Here is a 23132-nt window from a genome sequence, read left to right on the forward strand (position 1 = left end):
AATAACATTAGTATTATGATTTTAATTGCAGACGGTGGTTCTACAAAAGCAGATTGGATAGCCATTCATAAAAATAAAGAAGAAGCCTTTAGAGTTCGAACTTTAGGGCTAAACCCAGCTGTTGTAGAAGAAGAATTGTACAACAGAATAATTAACATGTTTCAGTTAATTAGTATTAAAGAAGAGGTTACAGAAATTCATTTTTATGGTGCTGGTTGTGGCACTCCAAAACCTGTAGAATTACTTCATAAAATTTTAGCTTCTATTTTTGTAAATGCAAAAATTTACATTGCAGAAGATATGTTGGCAGCTGTATATGCGGCAACAGGTAAAAAGCCCGCAATGGTTTGTATATTGGGTACAGGTTCTAATAGTTGTTATTTCGATGGAAAAGAGATGCAAATGTTGGTTCCATCTTTAGGATATATTTTAATGGATGAAGCGAGTGGAAACTATTTTGGTAAAAAACTGATTAAAGATTTTTACTACAAAAAAATGCCCAAAGCCATGGCAGCTTCTTTTGAAAAAGAGTTTAATGTAGAGGCAGATTATATCAAAAGAAATATTTATAAAGAAGCCAACCCGAATATGTATTTGGCATCTTTTGCAAAATTTATGTTTGAATTTAAAGAAGAAAAGTACATTAAGAAACTCATTAAAAAAGGGTTTCAAGAGTTTTTTAAATATCGAATTTTACCGTACAAAATTACCTCAGAAACTCCTATTTATTTTATAGGTTCTATAGCACATTATTTTAGGGATGTTCTCGAAAAAGTAGCAGCAAAAAATAACCTACAAATTACCGGAGTAATTCAAAGGCCTATCGATAATTTATTGGCGTATCATAAAGAAAACATTAACGTATAAGAGATTGAACTCTTTCTAATTTCATGCCTCTAGAGCCTTTTATTAAAATGTATTGGTTTTCTAGAGGCTTTTTTTGTAAATACTCCTTAAAATCCTCGAAATCTTTAAACTTATAATCGGTTGTTTTTGTTTGGTAAAAATGATTTCCTATATAAAAAACGTTTAAAAATTGCTGCTTTGTTACCAAGTCTACTATTGCTTGGTGTTCTACTTCACTTTCTGTGCCTAACTCGAACATATCGCCAAGAATAACGGTTTTTCTAGGAGCTGTATTTTTAGAAAACTGTAAAATAGCAGCTTTCATACTCGAAGGATTGGCGTTATAGGCATCTAAAATTAAGGTGTTTTTGTCAGTTTTTACAAGCTGAGACCGATTGTTGGTAGGTACATAATTTTCTATGGCACTTACCATTGCTTCTGCAACAACACCAAAGTGATTTCCTATAGTAATGGCTGCAGCAATATTGGTATAATTATAATCGCCAATTAAATGACTTTGTATTTCAATATTTTTAAAAGATAACGCAACAAACGGATGGGCACTTATAAATTGTAAACTATCGTGAAAAGGAATGGTAATAGTATTGTTGGTTTTTGCTACCTGTAGCGGGTCTGCTGTATTTATAAATACGGTCCCTTTTTGTTCCGTTAAAAAATCGTACAGTTCGCTTTTTCCTTTTATAACTCCCTCATAACCCCCGAAACCCTCTAAATGTGCTTTTCCGAAATTAGTAATGTATCCAAAATTTGGAAGGCAAATAGTACTTAAAAAGGCAATTTCCTTCTGATGATTAGCACCCATCTCTACAATTCCAATTTCTGTTTTCTTCGTAAAAGAGAGCAACGTTAAGGGAACTCCTATATGGTTATTTAAGTTTCCATGTGTAGCAGCTGCTTTATATTTTTTAGAGAGCACTGCATGTATAAGTTCTTTAGTAGTTGTTTTTCCATTACTTCCTGTTAGTCCTATGATAGGAATATTCAGTTGTTTTCTGTGATGTTTTGCCAACGCTTGTAATGTTGCTAAAACTTCGTGCACTAAAATTGTATTTTTTGTATGATACTTTGCTTCGTCTATAACTGCATAACTTGCTCCTTTTTCAAGTGCTTCTATGGCATATTCATTCCCATTAAAATGGTCTCCTTTTAAGGCAAAGAAAATGGCTCCTTTTTTAATATTTCTGGTATCTGTGGTTACTAAATAGTTTTTAGTATATAGTTTGTATAGTTCTTCTAGTTGCATTTTCTTTAAAATAAAAAACCTCATTGTAAAGATAACAATGAGGTAGTAAATATGGTTAAAAAAAATAAGTTATCTTACTTTACTTCTTGCTTTTCTTTTGTTAAAAGTCATTGGGCCTAGTTGGTCCGAAACACATCTAAAGCCAATATAGTTGGTAGCCATATATTCTGGTAAATACCTTCTTTGTGCAGGATCTAGCCAGTATTCTCTATCTGCCCAAGAACCTCCTTTGTATACTCTAGTTTGATCGCTAATTAAAGTTCTACGTTTTTTAGCATCATTTTTAAGAATTTCTCTACCCGTTTCTGGGTCAATTTCTCTAGAAGGTTTTTTAGGCGAGTTATACATGCTTGGTCGCGATGCAAAACGCTCAGCGTCATCCTGATAAAAACGTGTCGAATTTAAATCTCCATCGCCAATATTAGCGTTTTCTGCTCTAGAAAAATTGGTTCTAAAGACAGCATCACTTTTAGTAATAGGTACATATTTTATAGAACCAGGTAGTTGTTTCGGAATAATACTTCCGTTTGGTAACGTATCATACTCTACAGAAGCTTCATCTCCAACAATAACTACTTTTCCTTCTTCATTAATCATTTTTTTAGTAAATAAATTACCTCTAAAGTAATTAAAATCGTTGGCTTCATTGTCTATAATTGGTCGGTATACATCGGCAACCCACTCGGCAACATTACCAGACATGTCATACAAGCCAAAAGCATTTGGCGGATACGACTTTATACGAATTGGAATATCAGATCCATCTGAACTCCAACCAGGTAAACCACTGTAGTCTCCTTCTCCTTGTTTAAAGTTAGCAAGTTGGTTTCCACGATTTCTTTTGTCTTTCTCACGCGTATATTTACCATCCCAAGCATATTTTTTTCTACCACGAATATTGTTGTATTCACGATTTTCTATAATGGCTTTGGCTGCAAATTCCCATTCTGCTTCTGTAGGTAGTCTAAATTTTTGTTGTAAAATACCGTCCGCTTGCGTTATTTTTCTTCCTTGAAAAGCATCTTTAGCAGGTTTTGGTTCTCCTTTTTTTCTGATAGACCTAGTTTTAACACCTTTTTTGTATACAGTGGTATCTCCATCAAAAAGTTTATCAGAATCTGCTAAGAAAACATCTGTGTCAAAAAAGTTACGTAAGGTGTCATTTTCAAAAATATTTTTGATGTGTCCTTTGTCTATAAGTTTTTTTAAATTGACTGCATTTGTTCTCCATTTACAATATTCGTTGGCTTGTAACCATGTTACACCTACAACCGGATAATCTGCATACGCAGGATGACGAAAATAATTTTCAGACAAAATATCTGTATTTCCTAAGCTTTTTCTCCAAACAAGTGTATCTGGTAATACCGAAGTATAAATGTGTTTGTATTCTTCTTCTGAAGGAGGAAAAACATCTTTAATATACTGTACAAACAAAAAATATTCTGAGTTGGTAACCTCTGCTTCATCCATAAAAAAAGAACGAACATGAATTTTCTTTGGCGTGGTATTCCAATCGAACATTACATCATCTTGTACTTGCCCCATGGTAAAAGAACCTCCTTCTATAGCAACCATTCCCATAGGTGGTTCTTGCCCTTCAAAAGAGCTGTTTCTGATGTAATTACCATTTTTAGGATCGTTAAAAGACAAGCCTGTTAAACGAGAAGTATTAGAACCAATACTATTGCGATTACAGTTGGTTAAAAGTAGGGTGGTAAGTACAACTAATGATAGTTTAAATATGTTTTTCATTTCCTGATAGAAAATTATTAAATTTATTTTATAGCGATGCAATTTACGATAAATATAATTTAGTACAAGAAAAATGTAAATTTTAACGCATCCTTATTTACTGTTTGTATTGCTAAGAACGAAGCCTTTTTATTTTTAGTATAATTTATCTTTGTTTCTGCTAAAATATCTCTAATAAATTTGCGTTATTTGAATATTATTTATGAAAAAAATAGTACCAACCTTTTTTACGTTATTTATAGCATTAGCAGTATTTGCACAAACCTCTAATAGTGTTTTAGCTACTGGAGATTGGTATAAATTTTCTGTAGATACCACCGGTGTTTTTAAAATTGATAAAAATTTTTTAGAAAAAATTGGTGTTGCTACCAAAGGTTTGAATCCTAGAAATATAAAAATATACGGAAATGGCGGACAGTTGTTACCAGAGTTAAATAGCGATTTTAGATACAACGATTTACAAGAAAATGCCATTGCTGTAATTGGAGAGGAAGACGGAGAATTTAATAACAACGATTTTATATTGTTTTATGCTAAAGGACCTCATGATTGGGTAATTGATACGAACTCAAAAACAGCTAAACATCAGCAAAATATATATTCAGATAACGCCTATTATTTTATTACTGTGGGTAATACACCTGGTAAAAGAATTACGAACCAAAAAGAAAATACTAGTTTAGCGACCACCAATATTACGTCATTTAACGATTTTGTTTTTTACGAAAAAGAGGAACTAAATTTATTTGGCGCAGGTACTCAATGGTTTTTTAAACACGATTTTAATATAGAAAACTCCAAAACGTTTCGTATTCCTTTTAAAAATGCTGTTCCCAATCAGCCAGTTTCCATTACTACTCGAGCTGTTTGTAATTCTGTAGTACCTTCTACGATGGTAGTAAAAGCAAATAATACCGATGTGTACACCTTAACATTTCCTGCTGTAAGTGCTGGTGGATTAACCAAAGCAGTAGCGGCAGAAAAGTCGGATTCTTTTTTAAATACAGCCGAGTCTATACAAGTAACCTTAACATACAATAATAACGGAAATCCTTCTGCCAATACATTTTTAGATTATATAGAAATTGTAGGGAAGAAGAATTTAGCGGCATCAGATTTTCAGTTTTCGTTTCGCAGTTTCGAGCAATTTGACTCCACCGGAACCGTCCGTTTTCAAATTTCTAACGCAACTTCAGTATATCAAATTTGGGATGTTACAGATTTTATCAACCCTAAAAATATACCAAATCAAAGCACCGATGCTGATTTTATTTTTAATGATGATGGTGGCGTATTAAAGGAATATATTGTTTTAAATGAAACAGATTTTTACATTCCAGAAATACTCGATAATGCTAAAATTGCCAATCAGAATTTACATAGTCTTTCTGAAATTAATTACTTAATAATTACAAACAATCTTTTATTTACCGAAGCTCAGCGACTAGCAAAGTATCACCAAGAGAACAACAATCTTTCTACAAAAGTGGTGCTTTTAGACGATATTTATAACGAGTTTTCTTCTGGTTCTAAAGATATTACCGGAATTAGAGACTTTATAAAAATGCTCTATTCAAGCAGTTCAACGCCCGATAAAAAATTAAAATATGTCTGTTTTTTTGGCGATGCATCATATGATTATAAAGACAGAATTTCAAACAATAACAACATTGTTCCTGTAAAACTGTCTGACGAAAGTTTTAATTTGGCAAATTCATATGTTACCGATGATTATTTTGTAATGCTAGAGCCCAATGAAGGTACCATGCAAGTTTCTCATACGGTAGATGTTGTTTCTGCAAGAATTCCTGTATCGGATAGGGTACAAGCCAAAAATGTAGTTGATAAAATTTTAAGTTATTATGATAGAAGTGCTTTAGGAGATTGGCGAAATACCATTACATTGTTAGCCGATGATATCGATGCTACCGGAGAGGAAGTAATACAGGGCGGCGTAGAGTCTATTGCTGATGAGATTAAAAACAACAAGCCCATTTTTAATGTGCAAAAAATATATGCAGATGCTTATTTGCAAGAAAACTCGTCGGGAGGAGAGCGATACCCAGAAGTAAAAACAGCTATTACAAACGCAATTGAAAAAGGAACACTTGTGTTTGATTATTTTGGACATGGCGGGGAAGATGGTTTTGCTTCTGAGCGAATTTTAGAAAAACCACAAATTCAAGATTTTAATAATAGTAAAAATTTACCTTTACTAATTACCGTTACCTGCGATTTTTCTCGTTTCGATAATCCAAATAGAACAACTGCAGGAGAGCTTACTTTATGGAATGCCAATGGAGGTGCAGCGAGTATGATAACCACTACCAGAGAGGTTTTTATTTCTGTAGGCCAACGTTTTAACGAGTCTTTAATACGCCTTTTATTAGAGTTTAATGCAGAAGATTATACCATAGCAGAGGCTTTAAAAGAGGCGAAAAATAACTTTACGAATGCACAAAAATTCTTTATTTATGCCTTCGGAGATCCGGCGATGAAATTAGCAGTTCCCACCCCAAACGTGCGAATTACAAAATTGAATGAAGTACCAATTTCTCAGGCCATAGATACTTTAAAGGCATTGTCTAAAGTGCGTTTTGAAGGCGAGGTTTTAGATGAAAACAATATTCTTTTAAATGATTTTAACGGTACATTGTTTACTACTGTTTTCGACAAGCCAATTGATAAAACAACTCTAGACAATGATAATTTTGGTATAAAATTAACTTTCGACACTCAAGATAGTAAATTGTTTAGAGGAAAATCTACCGTAGAAAACGGTGTTTTTAAGTTCGATTTTATCGTTCCGAAAGATGTAAAAATTGCATACGGAAAGGGAAAATTGAGTTTTTACGCAGAAAATGGCGTGCTAGAAAAAGCTGGTTATAATTTTGATGTGGTTGTAGGAGGTATTAATGAAGATGCGCCAGAGGATACTGTTGGGCCAGAAATACAGCTTTACATGAACGATGAGTCTTTTATGGATGGTGGAAATACCAACGCCTCTCCAAATTTAATTGCTGTGTTGCGTGATACTAGTGGTATAAATACTTCTATAACAGCTGTAGACCACGATATAGTAGGTATTTTAGATGGAGACACAACCAACCCAATAGTTTTAAATGATTTTTATCAGACAGAGTTAAATGATTTTACCAAAGGAAAAGTTACCTATCGATTTAGAGATTTGGCGGTTGGGCCACATACTTTAAAAATAAAAGCGTGGGATACTTATAATAATTCTTCAGAAACTACGTTGAACTTTGTGGTAGTAAGTGATGCTATTTTAAATTTAGAAAATGTTTTAAATTATCCGAATCCTTTTGTAAATTACACAGAGTTTTGGTTTCATCACAACAAACCAAATGAACTGTTAGAGGTTCAAGTACAAATTTTTACAATTGCTGGTAAATTAGTCAAAACAATACATCAGCAAGTTCAAACTAACGGAAATTTATCACGAAATATAAGCTGGAACGGGCGTGATGATTTTGGCAACAAAATAGCCAAAGGAGTCTATATATACAAGTTAAGAGTAAAGGCAACAACAAGTAATTTGGTGTCTGAAAAATATGAGAAATTAGTAATTCTCTGATAAAAAAAAGATATTTGTAAATTAATGAGAAAAAATACATCAATGAAAAAAATAAGTTTTTACTTTCTAGTTGCTTTATTAACAATTACTAAAGTTTCTGCACAAACAAATACTCCGGTAACAGGTGGAATTACAACTGCAACTCCGTTTTTACTAATTGTGCCAGATGCAAGAGCAGGAGGTATGGGAGATATTGGGGTAGCAACTACTGCAGATGGATTTTCACTATTTCATAATCCCGCTAAAATAGCTTTTAGCGACCGTCAAATAAAAACAGGAATTACTTACTCGCCATGGTTACGAAATTTAACAGATGATATTTTTATAGGAAGTGGTTCTTACATCAATCGTTTTAGTGAAAATGCCGCTTGGGGTGCAGATTTTAAATATTTTTCTCTCGGTCAAATAGACCTAACAGATAGTCAGGGAAACAACAATGGTTCTATAAACCCGAATGAATTGGTTTTTACGGGTTCTTATTCGTTACGTTTAAGTGAAACCTATGCTATGGGAGTTTCTTTAAAATACATTCGTTCTAACTTGGCATTTAACGGTACTGCAGGAAACGCGCTGCAGCCTATCAATTCTTTTGCAGTAGACGTTTCGGGTTATTATCAATCTACAGAAGAGAATTATGGAAATTTTAACGGACGTTACAGGCTCGGTTTTAACATCGCTAACATTGGTCCGAAAGTTTCTTATGTTCCTGGTGAAGAAGATTTTATTCCAACAAATTTAAAATTAGGTGGAGGTTTCGACTTTATTCTAGACGATTACAACACCATATCTACTACAGTAGAATTTACAAAACTATTAGTGCCAACACCACAACCAGATGGTTCGGAGCAAGATACTGGTTTTGTAAATGGTATTTTTAGCTCTTTTGGTGATGCACCGGGCGGATTTAGTGAAGAGTTAAAAGAAATTACTTATGCATTGGGAGCTGAGTATTTATACAACCAAGCATTTGCTTTAAGAGCAGGTTATTTTCATGAAAGCGAAGAAAAAGGAAACAGACAATATTTTACATTAGGTGGTGGTTTTAGAACCAATGCTTTAAATATCGATTTGTCGTATTTGGTAAATTCATCTGATGTTAATAACCCATTAGAAAATTCTTTGAGATTTTCACTTTCTTTCGATTTAGGAGAAATTTATGATGTTTTCTAAATAGAAGCATATTTTTCAGTAAATTTATAATCCATACAAAAAGCAGTCGTTAAAGGCTGCTTTTTTTGACACTCTCATACATGAAAGATATTACGATAACGGCAAAAGCAACCTTGTTTTCAACAATGTCAGAATTACCATTAGCCGATAAAGAGTTGATGCAAAGAGCCGTAAAAGCTAGAAAAAATGCCTACGCTCCATATTCTAAATTTAGTGTTGGCGCTGCATTATTATTAGAAAATGGAAATATAGTAATAGGTAACAACCAAGAAAATGCCGCATATCCGTCGGGCATGTGTGCCGAACGAGTAGCTATTTGGCAAGCGGGAGCACTGTTTCCGGGGGTTAAAATTTTAAAAATAGCTATTTCTGCAAGTTCTTCTATAACGTTAGTAGATAAGCCAGTTGGGCCATGTGGTGCGTGTAGGCAAACACTCTCAGAGTACGAAATAAATCAACAACAACCTTTCGAAGTAATTTTTATGGGTGAAGTAGGAGAAGTTATAAAAACAACTTCCTTACTTTCTTTATTACCCTTTTCTTTCGATAAGTCTTATTTATAAACTCATGAAAAAAGATATAGCAACAAGAGCAGACATAAAAATGATTTTGCAACAGTTTTACGATAGTTTGTTGTTGGATGAAAAAATGATTCCTTTTTTCGAAGACATATTAAAAGAAAACAGTTTAGAGCAACATTTGGAAGTAATTACAGATTTTTGGAGCGATATTTTATTAGGTACAAAGCTGTATAAAAATAATACGATGCAAAAACACCTTGACAAAAATAGGTCTGTAAAATTTGAAAAGGAACATTTTAAAATCTGGACATCGTATTTACACAAAACTATTGAAAAAAGTTTCGAAGGAAATTTAGCAGAAAGAATGAAGCAGAGTGCAACTTCTATAGCATCAGTTATGCAAATTAAAATGAATTTATTTGCCAAATAGGGCTATGAATTTGTGTTTATAACCTGTTGAATGTCATACTTTTTAGAACATTTTTTCGTTCTTTTCATTGGTTTTTTTTAACTTTCAAAAATCAATAAATATCAAAAAGTATTTACACATATGATTTGTTCAAAAATTACGGGTACAGGTACTTTCATCCCCTCTATAAATACTAAAAATGAGTCTTTTTTAAACGCTAATTTTTTAGATAATAATGGTGATGACTTTGCCTCAGAAAATTCGGTTATTATCGACAAGTTTAAGGCAATTACTGGTATCGAAGAAAGACGGTATGCAAAAGACACCTGTAAAACTTCAGACCTAGCTTTTTTCGCAGCCCAAAAAGCCATAGAAAATGCTGCAATTCAGCCAGAGGATTTAGACTATATTATTTTGGCACATAATTTTGGTGATGTTAAAAAAGGCGCAATTCAAAGTGATATTTTACCAAGTTTAGCCTCGAGAGTAAAATACAGATTGGGTATCGAAAATCCGAATTGTGTTGCCTATGATATTTTGTTTGGCTGCCCAGGTTGGGTAGAAGGTGTTATACAAGCAAATGCATTTATTAAAGCCGGTATTGCTTCTAAATGCTTGGTAATTGGTGCAGAAACATTATCTAGAGTTGTAGATAAACACGATAGAGATTCAATGATTTTTAGCGATGGAGCAGGTGCATGCATTGTTGAAAAAACAACTACAGATTCGCTTGAATCTGGTATTTTAAGTCATGCAACTCAAACTTTTTCTAAAGACGAAGCGTATTTTTTGCATTTCGGAAACTCTTTTAATACACTCGAAGATAAAAATGTTCGTTATATAAAGATGGAAGGCAGAAAAATATATGAATTTGCCATAACCAAAGTTCCTGCAGCAATGAAAGTTGCTTTAGATAAAAGTGGTGTAGATATTGATGATGTCAAAAAAGTTTTTATACATCAGGCGAACGAAAAAATGGATGAAGCAATTATAAAACGATTTTATAGATTGTATAAAAAGCAACCTCCTGTAGCAATAATGCCTATGAGTATACATAAGTTAGGAAACAGTTCTGTGGCAACAATTCCTACATTATTAGATTTGGTACTAAAAGGTAACATAGAAAATCAAGAAGTTAAAAAAGGAGATGTGGTAATTTTTGCTTCTGTAGGTGCAGGAATGAATATTAATGCCATTGTTTACCGATTTTAATCATTTTTAAGTTTTATTTTGAACTTAATTGTTTACAATATTTGATAGCTTTTTGGCCATCTAGTGAACATAAATTTATTTAAAAGTTTGTGTTTAAATTAAAATCAAAATATTATTTTTGCGCATGCAAGAACACAACGTACTTATTTTAGATTTCGGATCGCAATACACTCAATTAATTGCGAGAAGAGTAAGGGAATTAAACATTTACTGTGAAATTCATCCATACAACAAATTACCAGAAAATTACACAAACTTTAAAGCAGTAATTCTTTCTGGGAGCCCCAACTCTGTTAGAGGTGAAAATGTTTTACATCCAGATTTATCCGATATTAGAGGTAAAAAACCGCTGTTAGCTGTATGTTACGGCGCACAATATTTGGCACATTTTTCGGGAGGTGAGGTAGCTCCATCTAATACCAGAGAATATGGTAGAGCAAACTTATCTTTTGTAAAGAATAACGAACTATTTTTAGACGGTATTGAGGCAGGTAGTCAGGTTTGGATGAGTCATTCAGATACGATTAAAGCTCTTCCCGAAAACGGAATTTTATTAGCGAGTACGACAGATGTAATAAATGCAGCCTACAAAATTGAAGGAGAAGAAACCTACGGAATACAATTTCATCCAGAAGTGTATCACTCTACTGATGGAAAAAAACTATTAGAAAATTTTTTGGTTAAAATAGCACAAGTTGCTCAAACTTGGACACCCGATTCTTTTGTAGATAGTACCGTTGCAGAAATTAGAGAAAAAGTAGGAAGTGATAAAGTTGTTTTAGGACTTTCTGGTGGTGTAGATTCTACGGTGGCTGCTGTTATTTTAAATAAAGCCATAGGAAAAAACTTATATTGTATTTTTGTAAATAACGGTTTGTTGCGTAAAAATGAGTTTGAAAGTGTGTTAGCGCAGTATGAAGGAATGGGTTTAAACGTTAAAGGAGTAGATGCTTCTAAACGTTTTTTAAAGGCATTAGAAGGCATAACAGATCCGGAGCAGAAAAGAAAAGCCATTGGAAACGCATTTATAGAAGTTTTTGACGATGAGGCGCATCAAATTACAGACGTAACTTGGTTGGCACAAGGTACAATTTACCCAGACGTTATTGAATCTGTTTCTGTAAACGGAGGTCCATCTGCAACCATAAAAAGTCACCATAATGTTGGCGGCTTGCCAGATTTTATGAAACTAAAAATAGTAGAGCCTTTGCGAATGATTTTTAAAGATGAGGTAAGAAGAGTAGGCGCTTCTATGGGAATAGATAAAGAACTTTTGGGTCGTCATCCTTTTCCTGGCCCTGGTTTGGGAATTCGAATTTTAGGAGATATTACCGCAGAAAAAGTTCGTATTTTACAGGAAGTAGATGCTGTATTTATCAATGGTTTAAAAGAGGCAGGTTTGTATGACAAAGTTTGGCAAGCCGGTGCTATGTTACTGCCTGTAAACTCTGTAGGAGTAATGGGAGATGAACGTACTTATGAAAAGGTAGTTGCGCTTAGAGCAGTAGAAAGTACAGATGGAATGACGGCAGATTGGGTAAATTTACCCTATGAGTTTTTGCAAAAAACATCGAATAAAATAATTAATCAAGTAAAAGGGGTAAATAGAGTAGTATATGATATTAGTTCTAAACCACCGGCAACTATAGAATGGGAATAAAATATATGAAAAATCTCAAGCTTTTTGTATTTCTGTGCATATTAACATTTACTGTTTCTTGTGGTCAGCAAAATAAGTACATCGAATACAAAGTAAAAGAAGGGGAAACCATGCGTGGTATTGCTAAGAGGTTACACATGAAAACCAAAGACTTACTTCGTTTAAATCCGGATATTACAAAAAAACCATCGGCGAATACAGTAATTATTATCCCTAGAAAAAAATCACAAAAAGGATTTAAAATTTCACCCAAGGCAAAGAAAGATAGTCTTGTAAAACAACGGGAAACAGTACAAAGTCTAGATACTACTAATATTGATTTAATTTCAGATAAAGAACTTCAAAAAAAAGCCTACATAGCTGAATTAGAAAAGGAATTTAAAGTACATGAAGTAAAGAAAGGAGATACTTTTATTGGTCTAACAAGGTACTACAATGTAAGTAAAGAGGCTATTATTGCTCTAAACCCAATACTAAAAGACGGTTTAAAGTTGGGGCAGATTATTAAAATTTTGCCAATTGAAGAGGTGTATGAGGAAGAAGAATTGCTTTATAAAGATACCATTGCAGAAAATATTTCTTTAAAAGTAGCATTTATGTTGCCTTTTAGAGCAAAGGAGTTAGACACCTTAACTGAAACTGAAATTTTTAGCAATAGTAAACTAGCCAATATTGTTACAGATTTGTATTTAGGAGCAGAAATTGCTATCGATTCGCTTAGAAATCAAGGTGTTTCAGTAGCTGTAGAACTCTATGATACTGAGAGCAATAGTACAAATATTAAAAATATTGTCTCTAATTACGACCTAAATTCAAATCATGTAATTTTCGGTCCTTTGTATTCGGAGGAAGTTGATTTTATTGCAGATAAAGTAAAGGTTCCAATCGTTTTTCCTGTTTTTTCAAAAAAACAAACTCAATTTACAGACAGTAAAGTAGTAAAAACCTATCCCAATAAGTTGTTGTTTAGAGCAAAGTTACTCAACTATATTTCCGAAAATTTTCAAGATGGGAATATTGTCGTGGTTACCGATAATACCTCTGAATCGAATTTTAACGCCTCTCAAATATCAGCGGTATTGGAACAAAATGACTCTATTTTTAAGGTTTCTACCATTGTATCGAACGATGGATATATTAAAAAAGAGAAATTTACCGATGTGTTACAGCCCAATATGAATAATTTTGTGGTACTAACAACTAATGATGCTGTAATTGTGGCAAGTACTATAAATAGTTTAATCAGTTTACCAGAAGAAGTAAAGGCAAGAGTTTTTTCTTTTGATAAGTTAAATACCTACAATAAAATTGACAACAAGAAATTGGCACAGTTGCAGTTTACTTATGTTAGCAACGATTATTTGAGAGAAGATTCTTTTTATGCCAAAGATTTTGATGCCACTTATAAGAGAGTTAATGGTGCATTACCTTCCTATTATGCCACCAAAGGGTTTGATATTACCTATGATATTTTAATAAGGTTAGCATCCGGAAAAAAGTTAAAGAACACTTTTAAAGAAGGCTTTTCTTATAGAATTGAGAGCAAGTTCGATTATACAGACCAAAGCTTTAAAGTGCCAGAAAATAAAGGGTTATTCATTTTAAAGTACAATGAAGATTTAACTCTAACAAGGTTAGAGTAATTTGCACAAATCTTAGCATGAGAAAATATACATAACAAAAAACTCCGATAATTATATTATCGGAGTTTTTTGTTATTTGTAAGAAATACTTCTTAAATTTTTTTCATTTGTTGTTTCATCATTTGCATTTGTTCTTTCAACATGCCTTGCTTATCTAATTTTTTAGCTTCTGCCATTAAGTTAGTAGCCTCTCTTTTTCTTCTTTTTGTCATTGCAATTCCAGCTAACTGTAATTTAGCCATCGCCAAATCATGGTTCATCGAAAGACCTAATTTAACTGCTTTTCTTAAAAATTTTTCTGCTTGTGTAATGTTTGTTTGACTTAACATTATACCATGTAAATAATTGTAATAACCTTGCTGCTTAACAGTTAGAGCAGTTTCTGGCTTTTTAATATATCCCAACCACTTTTTAGTACCTTCGAAATTTTGTTTTCTAAGTTGTAAAAAGGCAAGTAAGATAAATTCATTTTTGAAGTAAAAAAGAATAAATATACCTGCTAAAAAAAGTATAGAAATACCATTCATAATATTTCCTTGGCTAAATTGATAAATAGACCAAACAGTAATTAATCCGGCTAAAAGTAACTTTATATTTTTATGATACATTTTTATAATTTTTCGTCTCGAATATTTTCAAGAGATTAGTTTTATTTTAAAAGCAAAAATACATTTTCTTATGAATAATCATAAGTATTAAGTACAAATTTTAATCACAGAATAGAAACTTATATGATATGTATGTATCTATTTTTATAGTTATTTATCTTTTAAAATACTTTTTATATTTAAAATGAGCAGCAGTAGTTAATAGTGTTAAAAAGGCAATATACATATATGCTTCGGTTGGTGTAACTGCTCTGTCTCCACTAGCATAAGAATGCAAACCAGATAAGTAAAAATTAACCCCAAAATACGTCATCATAATAGACATATAAGCAAAAGCTGAAGCAAAATTAAAGGCCAATCTGCTTCTTAAGCCTGGTATAAGTCTCATATGTAGTACAAAAGCATAAACCATTATAGATATTAATGCCCATGTTTCTTTTGGGTCCCAACCCCAATAACGGCCCCAACTTTCATTAGCCCACATACCTCCTAAAAAGTTTCCAATAGTGAGCATAATTAAACCAATGGTTATGGCCATTTCATTAATAATAGTTAGCTCTTTTATATTTAAATCCATTCTTTTTTTATTCTTTTTGGTTGTAAATACCATCAAGAATAATGCGATAATACCTAAAATCATACCTAGAGAAAGTGGTCCGTAACTTGCAACAATAATAGAGGTATGAACTAACAACCACCAAGAATTTAATACTGGTTGTAAATTAGCAATTTCTGGGTCTAGCCAATTTTGGTGAGCAAATGCTAACGTTATTGCAGCTAAGAATGCAGTAGCGGTAATTGTTAAAGCAGATTTTCTACCCATAAATAGACCGAATAAAACAGTTGCCCAAGCTACAAAAATGATAGATTCATAGGCATTACTCCAGGGTGCATAACCGCTAATGTACCATCTAGCAAGAAGCCCTAGAGTGTGTAATACAAATAATATGGCGACACCAATAGATAGTCCTTTTACTGTAATATTTATCCATTTTCTAGTAACAAATATTTGCCAAACAACAAAAACAATTAAAAATAAACTAGCAATACCATAATACATTGCTAAAGTAAGAAATGGCTGAGCTTTATTGTAGGCAATTTCTAAATCAATTTTATCTTGACTTAAGTTTACTTCTGCACCAAATTTTTGTTGAAATGTTTTAATTCCTTCTAGTACTTTATTAGACTCTGTATAGTTTCCTGTTTTCTTTGCTTTTTGAAGAAACTGTATATAAACAGGTAAAGACTGTCTTACAAATACAGAATCTGTTCCTTTAAAATTAGCTTCTGATGTTTCTGGTTGAGAAACCCACTTGTTATTTTCGTCTCCAGGAATTGGGTAAATTTTTAAAATACCACCTCCAATAGCACTGTACAATAAGCCAATTCTTTTGTCTATATTAATTAAATCTTTCTCATATTTATTTCTAACATTCTTTTTTTGTGCTTCCGCAACTTTTTCTCTTATTTTGTACTCTCCTTGTGGTGTTATAAAATCTGCTAAACTTGCAAATTCTGCAGTAGCATCAATACCAATATATTCTCTTATTTTAAGATTTTTCTCTTCGAGATATATCACCGGAACTTCAAACCAAAATCGTGGATTTTCTATAATAGATAGTAAAACTTGACTAGCATTCATCCCTTTAAAAGTATCAGAATGACTTACTTTTCTTACCAGTTCAGAGGCAAATGTATGTGCTGGCTTCATTCTACCACCTGCATCTTGTATTACCAATTTACTAAAAAGTTCGGCATGTGAAGCCTCTACTATATTTGCTTGTAAAATGGAATCTATTTTGGTAGTGTTAATTCTCTCTGTAGTATGGTTTTTACTGTCATGTTGGCTATACATTATTGTACTGGCCAGTAAAAACCCAATTAAAGAAAGCGTCATTTTCTTTTTTCTAATTTTTTTCAATCCACTTTTTAAATCATCAAAACGGGTGTATTTGGCAAAAAGTATGGTAATCATTCCAGTGTATAAAAGTGAATATCCTAAATAGGTAATAAAAGTTCCTAAAAAATCATGATTTACAGAAAGGTGAGTTTCCTCTTTACCACCAGATAAATCATAACTAGCCTGAAAAAATTTGTAGCCTCTGTGGTCTAATATATGATTCATATATATTCTGTAATCAAAGGTTTCTTTGGGGTCTATAACTGTTACTTCACTTGCATATGAAGCTGCACTTTCTGACCCTGGATATTTTTCTAATTGAAAATCGTTTAGTTTTATACTAAAGGGAGTTTCTAAAATTTTAGCACCGTACAACAATCTAAAATTAAGCCCAGCAATTTTCATTTCTTTAGAACCAGTACTATTAAACTTACTACCAAAAAGTTCTATTCTTTTTGTTTCATCTCCTGCAGTTACATCAATTATAATAGCATCTTTTTTAGCATCATCTTTTTTGCCTCTTACAGTTTTCATAATTCCTTTTTCTACTGGTTTAGGAATTACAAATTGCATGTCTGCAATAGTATGAAGAGTTAAATATTTAAAGATTTCTATACTGTCTTTGGTAATTTTCCCTTTTACTTGATCTGCCATACGAAACCAATCTCCGTCAGATTTTGATGTCATTTTTAGTACTCCATCTTTGTTGGTAAAACTAAGGGTAGCATTATCACCGGGAGCATCAAAACCTACTAAAACTCCGTGAATATTCTGAATAGTCCCTTTTTCAATCCAATGTTCATGTCTTGTTCCTTCAGACGATTCTACAAAAAACAAATGTTCTTTACCATTTTCATCTTCAATAAGTTTTTTTTCTGCCCAAGGGATATAATCAACCAATTCAAATTTAAAATCTATTTCTGTTGTTTCAGTTTTAAAATTATCGGAGTAAGACCAGTTGTTTTCTCCTAGTGCCGATAGTAAAATTGGTGCGTTAATTTCTGGTTTTTGAACATTGCCATCATCTACAATAGCATTTAAATAAGTAGTTTCTGATAAAAACTTATTAGTTGTTTCTCCCTCTTCTATAAGCATAATTCCTTCATAGCCCACATAGCGAGTTATTCCTGCACCTAGCAGAATTAGAATGAAGGAGGCATGAAACATTAATACGGGCCATTTTTCTTTTTTAAAAAGTCGATATCTAAATATATTTCCGAAGAAATTTATTACGAAAAACACCATAATAAGCTCAAACCACCAAGCGTTGTAAATTAGTGCTTTAGAGGTTTGTGTGCCAAAATCATTTTCTATAAATGTTGCGATACCCATAGCAACAGCAAACACAAAAAATAAAACAGCCATTAATCGGGTAGAGTAGAGGAAATTCAGAATTTTTTTCATCCTTAGTAGAAGTTCTTTTTTAGAATCACAAATTTAAGGATAAAAGCCCAAAAACACTTGTAGAAATCTTATATTTAAGTGTTAAATATTATTAAAAACAAAGCCAGCATTTGCAAGCTTTATTCTATTCATTTAATAATTTTTCAATTTCATTTTCTAAGTTATGAACATAGACATCATCTTCTAGAACTGGATAACCATTGTATCTTACTTTCTTGTCTTTAAGTATTATTACATGAGGATATCTATTAAAACCTAATAATTTAGGAACTGTATCTGTTTCAGAATATAAAACTGGAAACTGATAATTATATTTTTCAATCATTTTTTTTGCATGCCCAATAGTATCTCTCCTTTCAGGAATATTCACAGCATACAAGTTTATATTAGGATTGTTTTTATATTTCATAAATAACTCTTCATACTTGGGGAATTTTTGAAAACAAACCCCGCAGCTGGTAGTCCAATAATCCAAAACGATAATTTTATTTTGAATCGTATCTAATCTAATTTGATTACCATTTTCAGATATGAACTCCATTTTTGGAGCATCTTTTTTTTGACGAGCATTATAATTTTCGATTATCATCCAAAAATTTGAAAACCCATATATACCCACTAAAATTAGTATGATTAAATAAAGTATTTTTAAAAAATAAAATTTATTTCTCAAGTAATAACCTAGTAAAAAAGTTAGAGGTGTAAAAACAATATATATAATTACATTATTAAGTTTTGAATCGGGTAAAAACAAATGAATTAACCATATTAATAATAGTGGAATAAATGATGCTGTGACATTTTTATAAGACATAAACATACTTACAATAAATGCTAATATCATAAATACAGGAAATATTATTTTTTGCGTACCAGCAATAAAAACAATTAATATGTATACTAATATTACTAAACCACCATTAAAAACTATTTTTTTAAACATTTTATATTAGTTAGTAGTTAAGGTACCTGCAGAACAGTAACCTGTACAATTAGAAGAACCAAAGACACCACAATTAACATTATAGGTCTTACATTCGTCAGGTTTTTTGATTTTTAATACTAATCAGTTAAATGAACACTATCAATCAAAATTTCTAGCAATTCAATAGCAGCTTGTGCAATTTTTGTACCAGGGCCAAAAACACCCACTGCACCAGCGTCAAATAAAAACTGATAATCTTGTGCTGGAATAACCCCACCAACAATTACCATAATATCTTCTCTGTTGTATTTTTTTAACTCTTTAATTACTTGTGGAACAAGGGTTTTATGACCTGCTGCAAGAGAAGAAATTCCTAAAATATGCACATCATTTTCTACGGCTTGTTTGGTTGCTTCTTTTGGCGTTTGAAATAATGGTCCCATATCTACATCAAAACCTAAATCGGCATATCCTGTGGCTACAACTTTTGCGCCTCTATCATGACCGTCTTGCCCTAATTTAGAAATCATTATGCGAGGTCTACGTCCTTCTAATTTTGCAAATTTATCTGCCAAATTGCGTGCTTTTTCAAAAAGCTTATCGTCTTTTATTTCTTTACTATACACTCCAGATATCGTTTTGTTAATTGCTTTGTGTCTTCCAAAAGTAATTTCTAAGGCATCAGAAATTTCTCCTAAAGTAGCTCTTTCTCTAGCTGCAATTATAGTGGCTGCTAAAAGATTTTGTTTACCAGTTTTTGCAGCATTTGTAAGTTCTTGTAGTGCGTTTGTTACTTTTTCTTGGTTTCTATTTAATTTTAAATGGTTTAGACGCTTTATTTGAGATTTTCTAACCGCTTGGTTGTCTACTTCTAAGATATGTAAAGGGTCTTCTTGCTCTAATTCATATTTGTTAACTCCAACAATTATTTCTTGTCCGCTATCTATATTTGCTTGTTTTATAGCCGCAGCTTCCTCAATTCTCATTTTTGGAATCCCTTTTTCAATAGCTTTTGTCATGCCCCCAAACTTTTCTATTTCGTTCATGAGTTCCCATGCTTTTTCTGCTATATTTTGAGTTAGTTCTTCTATGTAATAACTTCCAGCCCAAGGATCTACAGTTTTTGTAATGTCAGTTTCTTGTTGAAGAAAAAGTTGGGTGTTTCGGGCTATTCTGGCAGAAAAGTCTGTGGGAAGTGCAATTGCTTCGTCCAATGCGTTGGTGTGTAAACTTTGTGTACCGCCAAAAACAGCTGCCATAGCTTCTATAGTTGTTCTTGCAACATTGTTAAAAGGGTCTTGAGCGGTTAAACTCCAACCGCTAGTTTGGCAGTGAGTTCTTAACGATAGTGATTTTGGGTTTTTAGGATTGAACTGCTTCACAATTTTTGCCCACAACATTCTTGCGGCTCTTAGTTTTGCAATTTCTGTAAAGTGATCCATACCAATAGCCCAGAAAAAAGAAAGTCTCGGAGCAAAGGCATCGATATCCATACCTGCTTCAAGTCCTTTTTTTAAATATTCTAGGCCATCTGCTAACGTGTAAGCTAATTCAATTTCTGCAGTAGCACCTGCTTCTTGCATGTGATAACCAGAGATAGAAATAGAATTAAATTTTGGCATATTCTTAGTAGTATACTCAAAAATATCTGCAATAATTTTCATAGAAGGTGAAGGTGGATAGATATATGTATTTCTAACCATAAACTCCTTTAAAATATCGTTTTGTATTGTGCCAGAGAGTTCTTCTGGTAATACTCCTTGTTCTTCTGCAGCAACTATGTAAAATGCTAAAATGGGTAATACTGCACCATTCATAGTCATGGATACAGACATTTTATCTAACGGAATTTCGTTAAATAAAATTTTCATGTCTTCTACCGAGTCAATGGCTACGCCAGCCTTACCAACATCTCCTTGAACTCTCTCATGATCTGAGTCATAGCCTCTGTGTGTGGCTAAATCAAAAGCTACCGAAAGTCCTTTTTGTCCTGCAGCTAGGTTTCTCTTATAAAAAGCATTGCTTTCTTCGGCAGTAGAAAATCCGGCATATTGTCTTATAGTCCATGGTTTTCTTACATACATTGTACTGTAAGGGCCTCTAAGATATGGTGGGATGCCAGCTACAAAATCTTCGTGGTGAAAAGATTTTTTAGCTTTGGCGCTCTTTTTTTTTAAGCGTATATTTTCTACTGATTTTCTTGGCATACTAATTATTGTTCTCTAGTCTCGTTATATCGTATAGTTGTAAACCAATATTTTTGATTTTTCTTTCTTTTTTTACAATCTTTTGGGTAAAATAAAGATATGTGCATACAATCATTAAAACTGTTAAAGAAATTCCTATGATTACAAAGTTAGTAGCATTCCCGAAAAGAGGATATAATTTATGCTCTAAAATAAATATTAAAACAGCCATTACAAAAGTAACTTTTGTAATGTTTTTGGGTCTTGCTTTTCTAATTCTTTGTATTTCTTTCTTTAGGTGATTTTGTTTTTTTTGTATTTCTATAATTTCATTTTTAATACTCACAATTCCTATTATTATTCATTAAACTTTAACCTCTCTTTTTCTAGGTCTTCAGCAATTCTTTTTTTAATAATAGGGATGATTATTGTTTTGAGATTTCGTTTTGTAACAAACGGATTTTTTTCAAATTCGTTGGTTACTTTTTCATTCTTGTTTTGTTGTAAGTTGGTACCTACTAATACAAGTTTTTTAGTGTTAAAATTATAAGCTTCTTTTGCAGCACTTTCTTTAATTTTTCGTTGAATATTTCCTTCTTTCAATTGTTTTAAAAGGCCCCCACCTTTTTCAATTTGTTTAAAAATATCTAGTGCTTTTTCTGCAAACTGTGCTATAATTGTTTCTAAGTAATAAGAGCCCTCCGTTATTTTTTGAGCACTTTTAAATCCGCTTTCTTCTTTTAAAATTAATAATTGATTTCTAGAAATTCGTTCGCCAAAGTTATTAGAATCAGCATAAATGGCATCATACGAATTATTTGCAACTGTGTTTGAGCCACCTAAAATAGCACTCATACATTCAGTAGTAGTTCTTAACATATTTACATTATAATCGTAAATTGTTTTATTTCTTTGAGTTGGTTCTGTAAAAATATTTGTAGATATTTTATGAGAGGATACTTGGTAGTTTTCTAACAAAGACTCCCATAATAACCGAAATGCTTTTAGTTTTGCTATTTCATGAAAATAATTACTTCCTACAGAAAATTTAAAGTGTATTTTATTTGCTATCTCTATGCCATAATAGTTAATGTACTCGTTTGCTTGTGCTAATGTATATGCTAATTGTTGTACAATAGTTGCACCTGCATTGTCATACAAATCTGCAGAAATACTAATTGGATTTTTACAAATTTTTATTATTTTATCTAGCTTGTTGTGGTCTATTTTTAAGCTAGTAAACCAATTACCGGTAGCAGCTAAATTGCCAATAATATCTATTTGAAAAAAGGTATTGTTTTTGCTAGTAAGTTTTTCAATTTCCTCTACAAAGCGCTCATCTAAAAAATTAAATAAAAAGTAAAGAGTACTGTAGTTTTTATCTAATCCTTTAAGAACTACCTCTGGATTAAATTTTTTATTAGCAATAAACTGAATAGAATTTGCACCTTTTTTAATGGCATCTAGGGCGTTTCTATTTGCTTCGATATCATTTGTAATTACTATTTTTTGGCAAATATTAAAACTGTTTTCTGGTGCTGTAATCTCTATATTGGTCCTATCTTCTTTAGTATAAAACGGTTTTACTACAATTCCCTCTTTCGTTTTCCATAATAAGTTGTCATTAAAATCATCGCCCCGTAAATCTACCTGAATTTTTTGTTTCCAGGCTGCGGGGGGTGTTCCTATAAACTCATCAAATAAAAAACTACTCATTATTTTTTTAAGGTATCAAATTCTATTATGTAAATGTCTTCGTTTTCTTTTTTAAGTAGGTACTTTTCTCTAGCAAACCTTTCTAATTGAAGTGAATCTTCTAATTTTTTTATAGTTGCTTTATCTTCTTCAATTTTATTTTTATAAAAGTGTATGGTATTTTCCAAATCTTTTATCTCTAGGTCAAATTTTCTATGCACAAGATAAGAATTTTCATCAAAAAACAACATCCAAATTATAAAAGGAATGGAAATTAAAACAAAACTATTTGTTAAAATTTTTATTATTTTTTTATTTTTAAATTCTTTGAAAGACATT

General features: G+C 32.1%; 17 protein-coding genes. 8 read left to right on the plus strand and 9 right to left on the minus strand.

Annotation, left to right across the window (positions count from 1 at the left end):
- Positions 1-15: 15 nt before the first annotated feature.
- Positions 16-867 (plus strand): N-acetylglucosamine kinase, encoded by an 852-nt coding sequence (locus tag WHD54_RS09805; RefSeq protein ID WP_340767075.1) that lies wholly within the window; start codon positions 16-18, stop codon positions 865-867.
- Here WHD54_RS09805 and WHD54_RS09810 read toward each other — a convergent pair.
- Entirely contained in the window at positions 857-2110 is a 1254-nt protein-coding gene (locus tag WHD54_RS09810; RefSeq protein ID WP_088323899.1) for a UDP-N-acetylmuramoyl-tripeptide--D-alanyl-D-alanine ligase, read from the minus strand. The genes WHD54_RS09805 and WHD54_RS09810 overlap by 11 nt on opposite strands.
- 69 nt (positions 2111-2179) lie before the next feature.
- A complete protein-coding gene (gene gldJ / locus WHD54_RS09815; protein WP_088323594.1) occupies positions 2180-3865 on the minus strand; it encodes a gliding motility lipoprotein GldJ in 1686 nt (561 codons plus the stop codon).
- Positions 3866-4067: 202 nt separating this feature from the next.
- Here gldJ and porU point away from each other — a divergent pair, with 202 nt between their 5' ends.
- The 7 genes from porU to WHD54_RS09850 all read left to right on the plus strand — a co-directional run bounded on the left by porU (position 4068) and on the right by WHD54_RS09850 (position 14075).
- Complete coding sequence (gene porU, locus WHD54_RS09820) at positions 4068-7460, plus strand: type IX secretion system sortase PorU (RefSeq protein WP_088323593.1); 3393 nt, start codon at positions 4068-4070, stop codon at positions 7458-7460.
- Between the two features lie 42 nt (positions 7461-7502).
- Positions 7503-8630, plus strand: coding sequence for a type IX secretion system outer membrane channel protein PorV (gene porV, locus WHD54_RS09825; protein ID WP_088323592.1), 1128 nt, complete (start codon positions 7503-7505; stop codon positions 8628-8630).
- 80 nt (positions 8631-8710) lie between these two features.
- Entirely contained in the window at positions 8711-9193 is a 483-nt protein-coding gene (cdd, locus tag WHD54_RS09830) for a cytidine deaminase (RefSeq protein WP_088323591.1), read from the plus strand.
- Positions 9194-9197: 4 nt separating this feature from the next.
- A complete protein-coding gene (locus WHD54_RS09835; RefSeq protein ID WP_088323590.1) occupies positions 9198-9581 on the plus strand; it encodes a group III truncated hemoglobin in 384 nt (127 codons plus the stop codon).
- Between the two features lie 120 nt (positions 9582-9701).
- Positions 9702-10772, plus strand: coding sequence for a 3-oxoacyl-ACP synthase III family protein (locus WHD54_RS09840; protein ID WP_088323589.1), 1071 nt, complete (start codon positions 9702-9704; stop codon positions 10770-10772).
- A 124-nt stretch (positions 10773-10896) separates the two neighbouring features.
- A complete protein-coding gene (gene guaA / locus WHD54_RS09845) occupies positions 10897-12432 on the plus strand; it encodes a glutamine-hydrolyzing GMP synthase (RefSeq protein ID WP_088323588.1) in 1536 nt (511 codons plus the stop codon).
- A 5-nt stretch (positions 12433-12437) separates the two neighbouring features.
- Positions 12438-14075, plus strand: coding sequence for a PBP1 and LysM peptidoglycan-binding domain-containing protein (locus tag WHD54_RS09850; protein WP_233130978.1), 1638 nt, complete (start codon positions 12438-12440; stop codon positions 14073-14075).
- A gap of 92 nt (positions 14076-14167) precedes the next feature.
- Here WHD54_RS09850 and WHD54_RS09855 read toward each other — a convergent pair whose 3' ends face one another.
- From WHD54_RS09855 to WHD54_RS09885, 7 genes are all read right to left on the minus strand, one after another.
- Entirely contained in the window at positions 14168-14683 is a 516-nt protein-coding gene (locus tag WHD54_RS09855; protein ID WP_088323586.1) for a hypothetical protein, read from the minus strand.
- Positions 14684-14837: 154 nt separating this feature from the next.
- Entirely contained in the window at positions 14838-17987 is a 3150-nt protein-coding gene (ccsA, locus tag WHD54_RS09860; protein WP_088323585.1) for a cytochrome c biogenesis protein CcsA, read from the minus strand.
- A 124-nt stretch (positions 17988-18111) separates the two neighbouring features.
- Positions 18112-18930 carry a TlpA family protein disulfide reductase gene (locus tag WHD54_RS09865; RefSeq protein ID WP_088323584.1) on the minus strand — a complete coding sequence of 273 codons (819 nt, stop codon included), beginning with the start codon at positions 18928-18930 and terminating at the stop codon, positions 18112-18114.
- Between the two features lie 119 nt (positions 18931-19049).
- A complete protein-coding gene (scpA, locus tag WHD54_RS09870) occupies positions 19050-21119 on the minus strand; it encodes a methylmalonyl-CoA mutase (protein ID WP_088323583.1) in 2070 nt (689 codons plus the stop codon).
- 1 nt (position 21120) lies between these two features.
- Positions 21121-21444, minus strand: a complete 324-nt coding sequence (locus tag WHD54_RS09875) for a hypothetical protein (protein WP_088323582.1) — start codon at positions 21442-21444, stop codon at positions 21121-21123.
- An 11-nt stretch (positions 21445-21455) separates the two neighbouring features.
- Positions 21456-22814, minus strand: coding sequence for a methylmalonyl-CoA mutase subunit beta (locus tag WHD54_RS09880; protein WP_088323581.1), 1359 nt, complete (start codon positions 22812-22814; stop codon positions 21456-21458).
- On the minus strand, positions 22814-23131 hold the full coding sequence (locus WHD54_RS09885; protein ID WP_088323580.1) for an FtsB family cell division protein: 318 nt from the start codon (positions 23129-23131) through the stop codon (positions 22814-22816). Before WHD54_RS09885 ends, WHD54_RS09880 begins: the two co-directional genes overlap by 1 nt.
- Position 23132 lies beyond the last annotated feature (1 nt).

It is taken from the genome of Polaribacter tangerinus, from assembly GCF_038024095.1.
In the GTDB taxonomy this organism is placed as follows: Bacteria; Bacteroidota; Bacteroidia; order Flavobacteriales; family Flavobacteriaceae; genus Polaribacter; species Polaribacter tangerinus.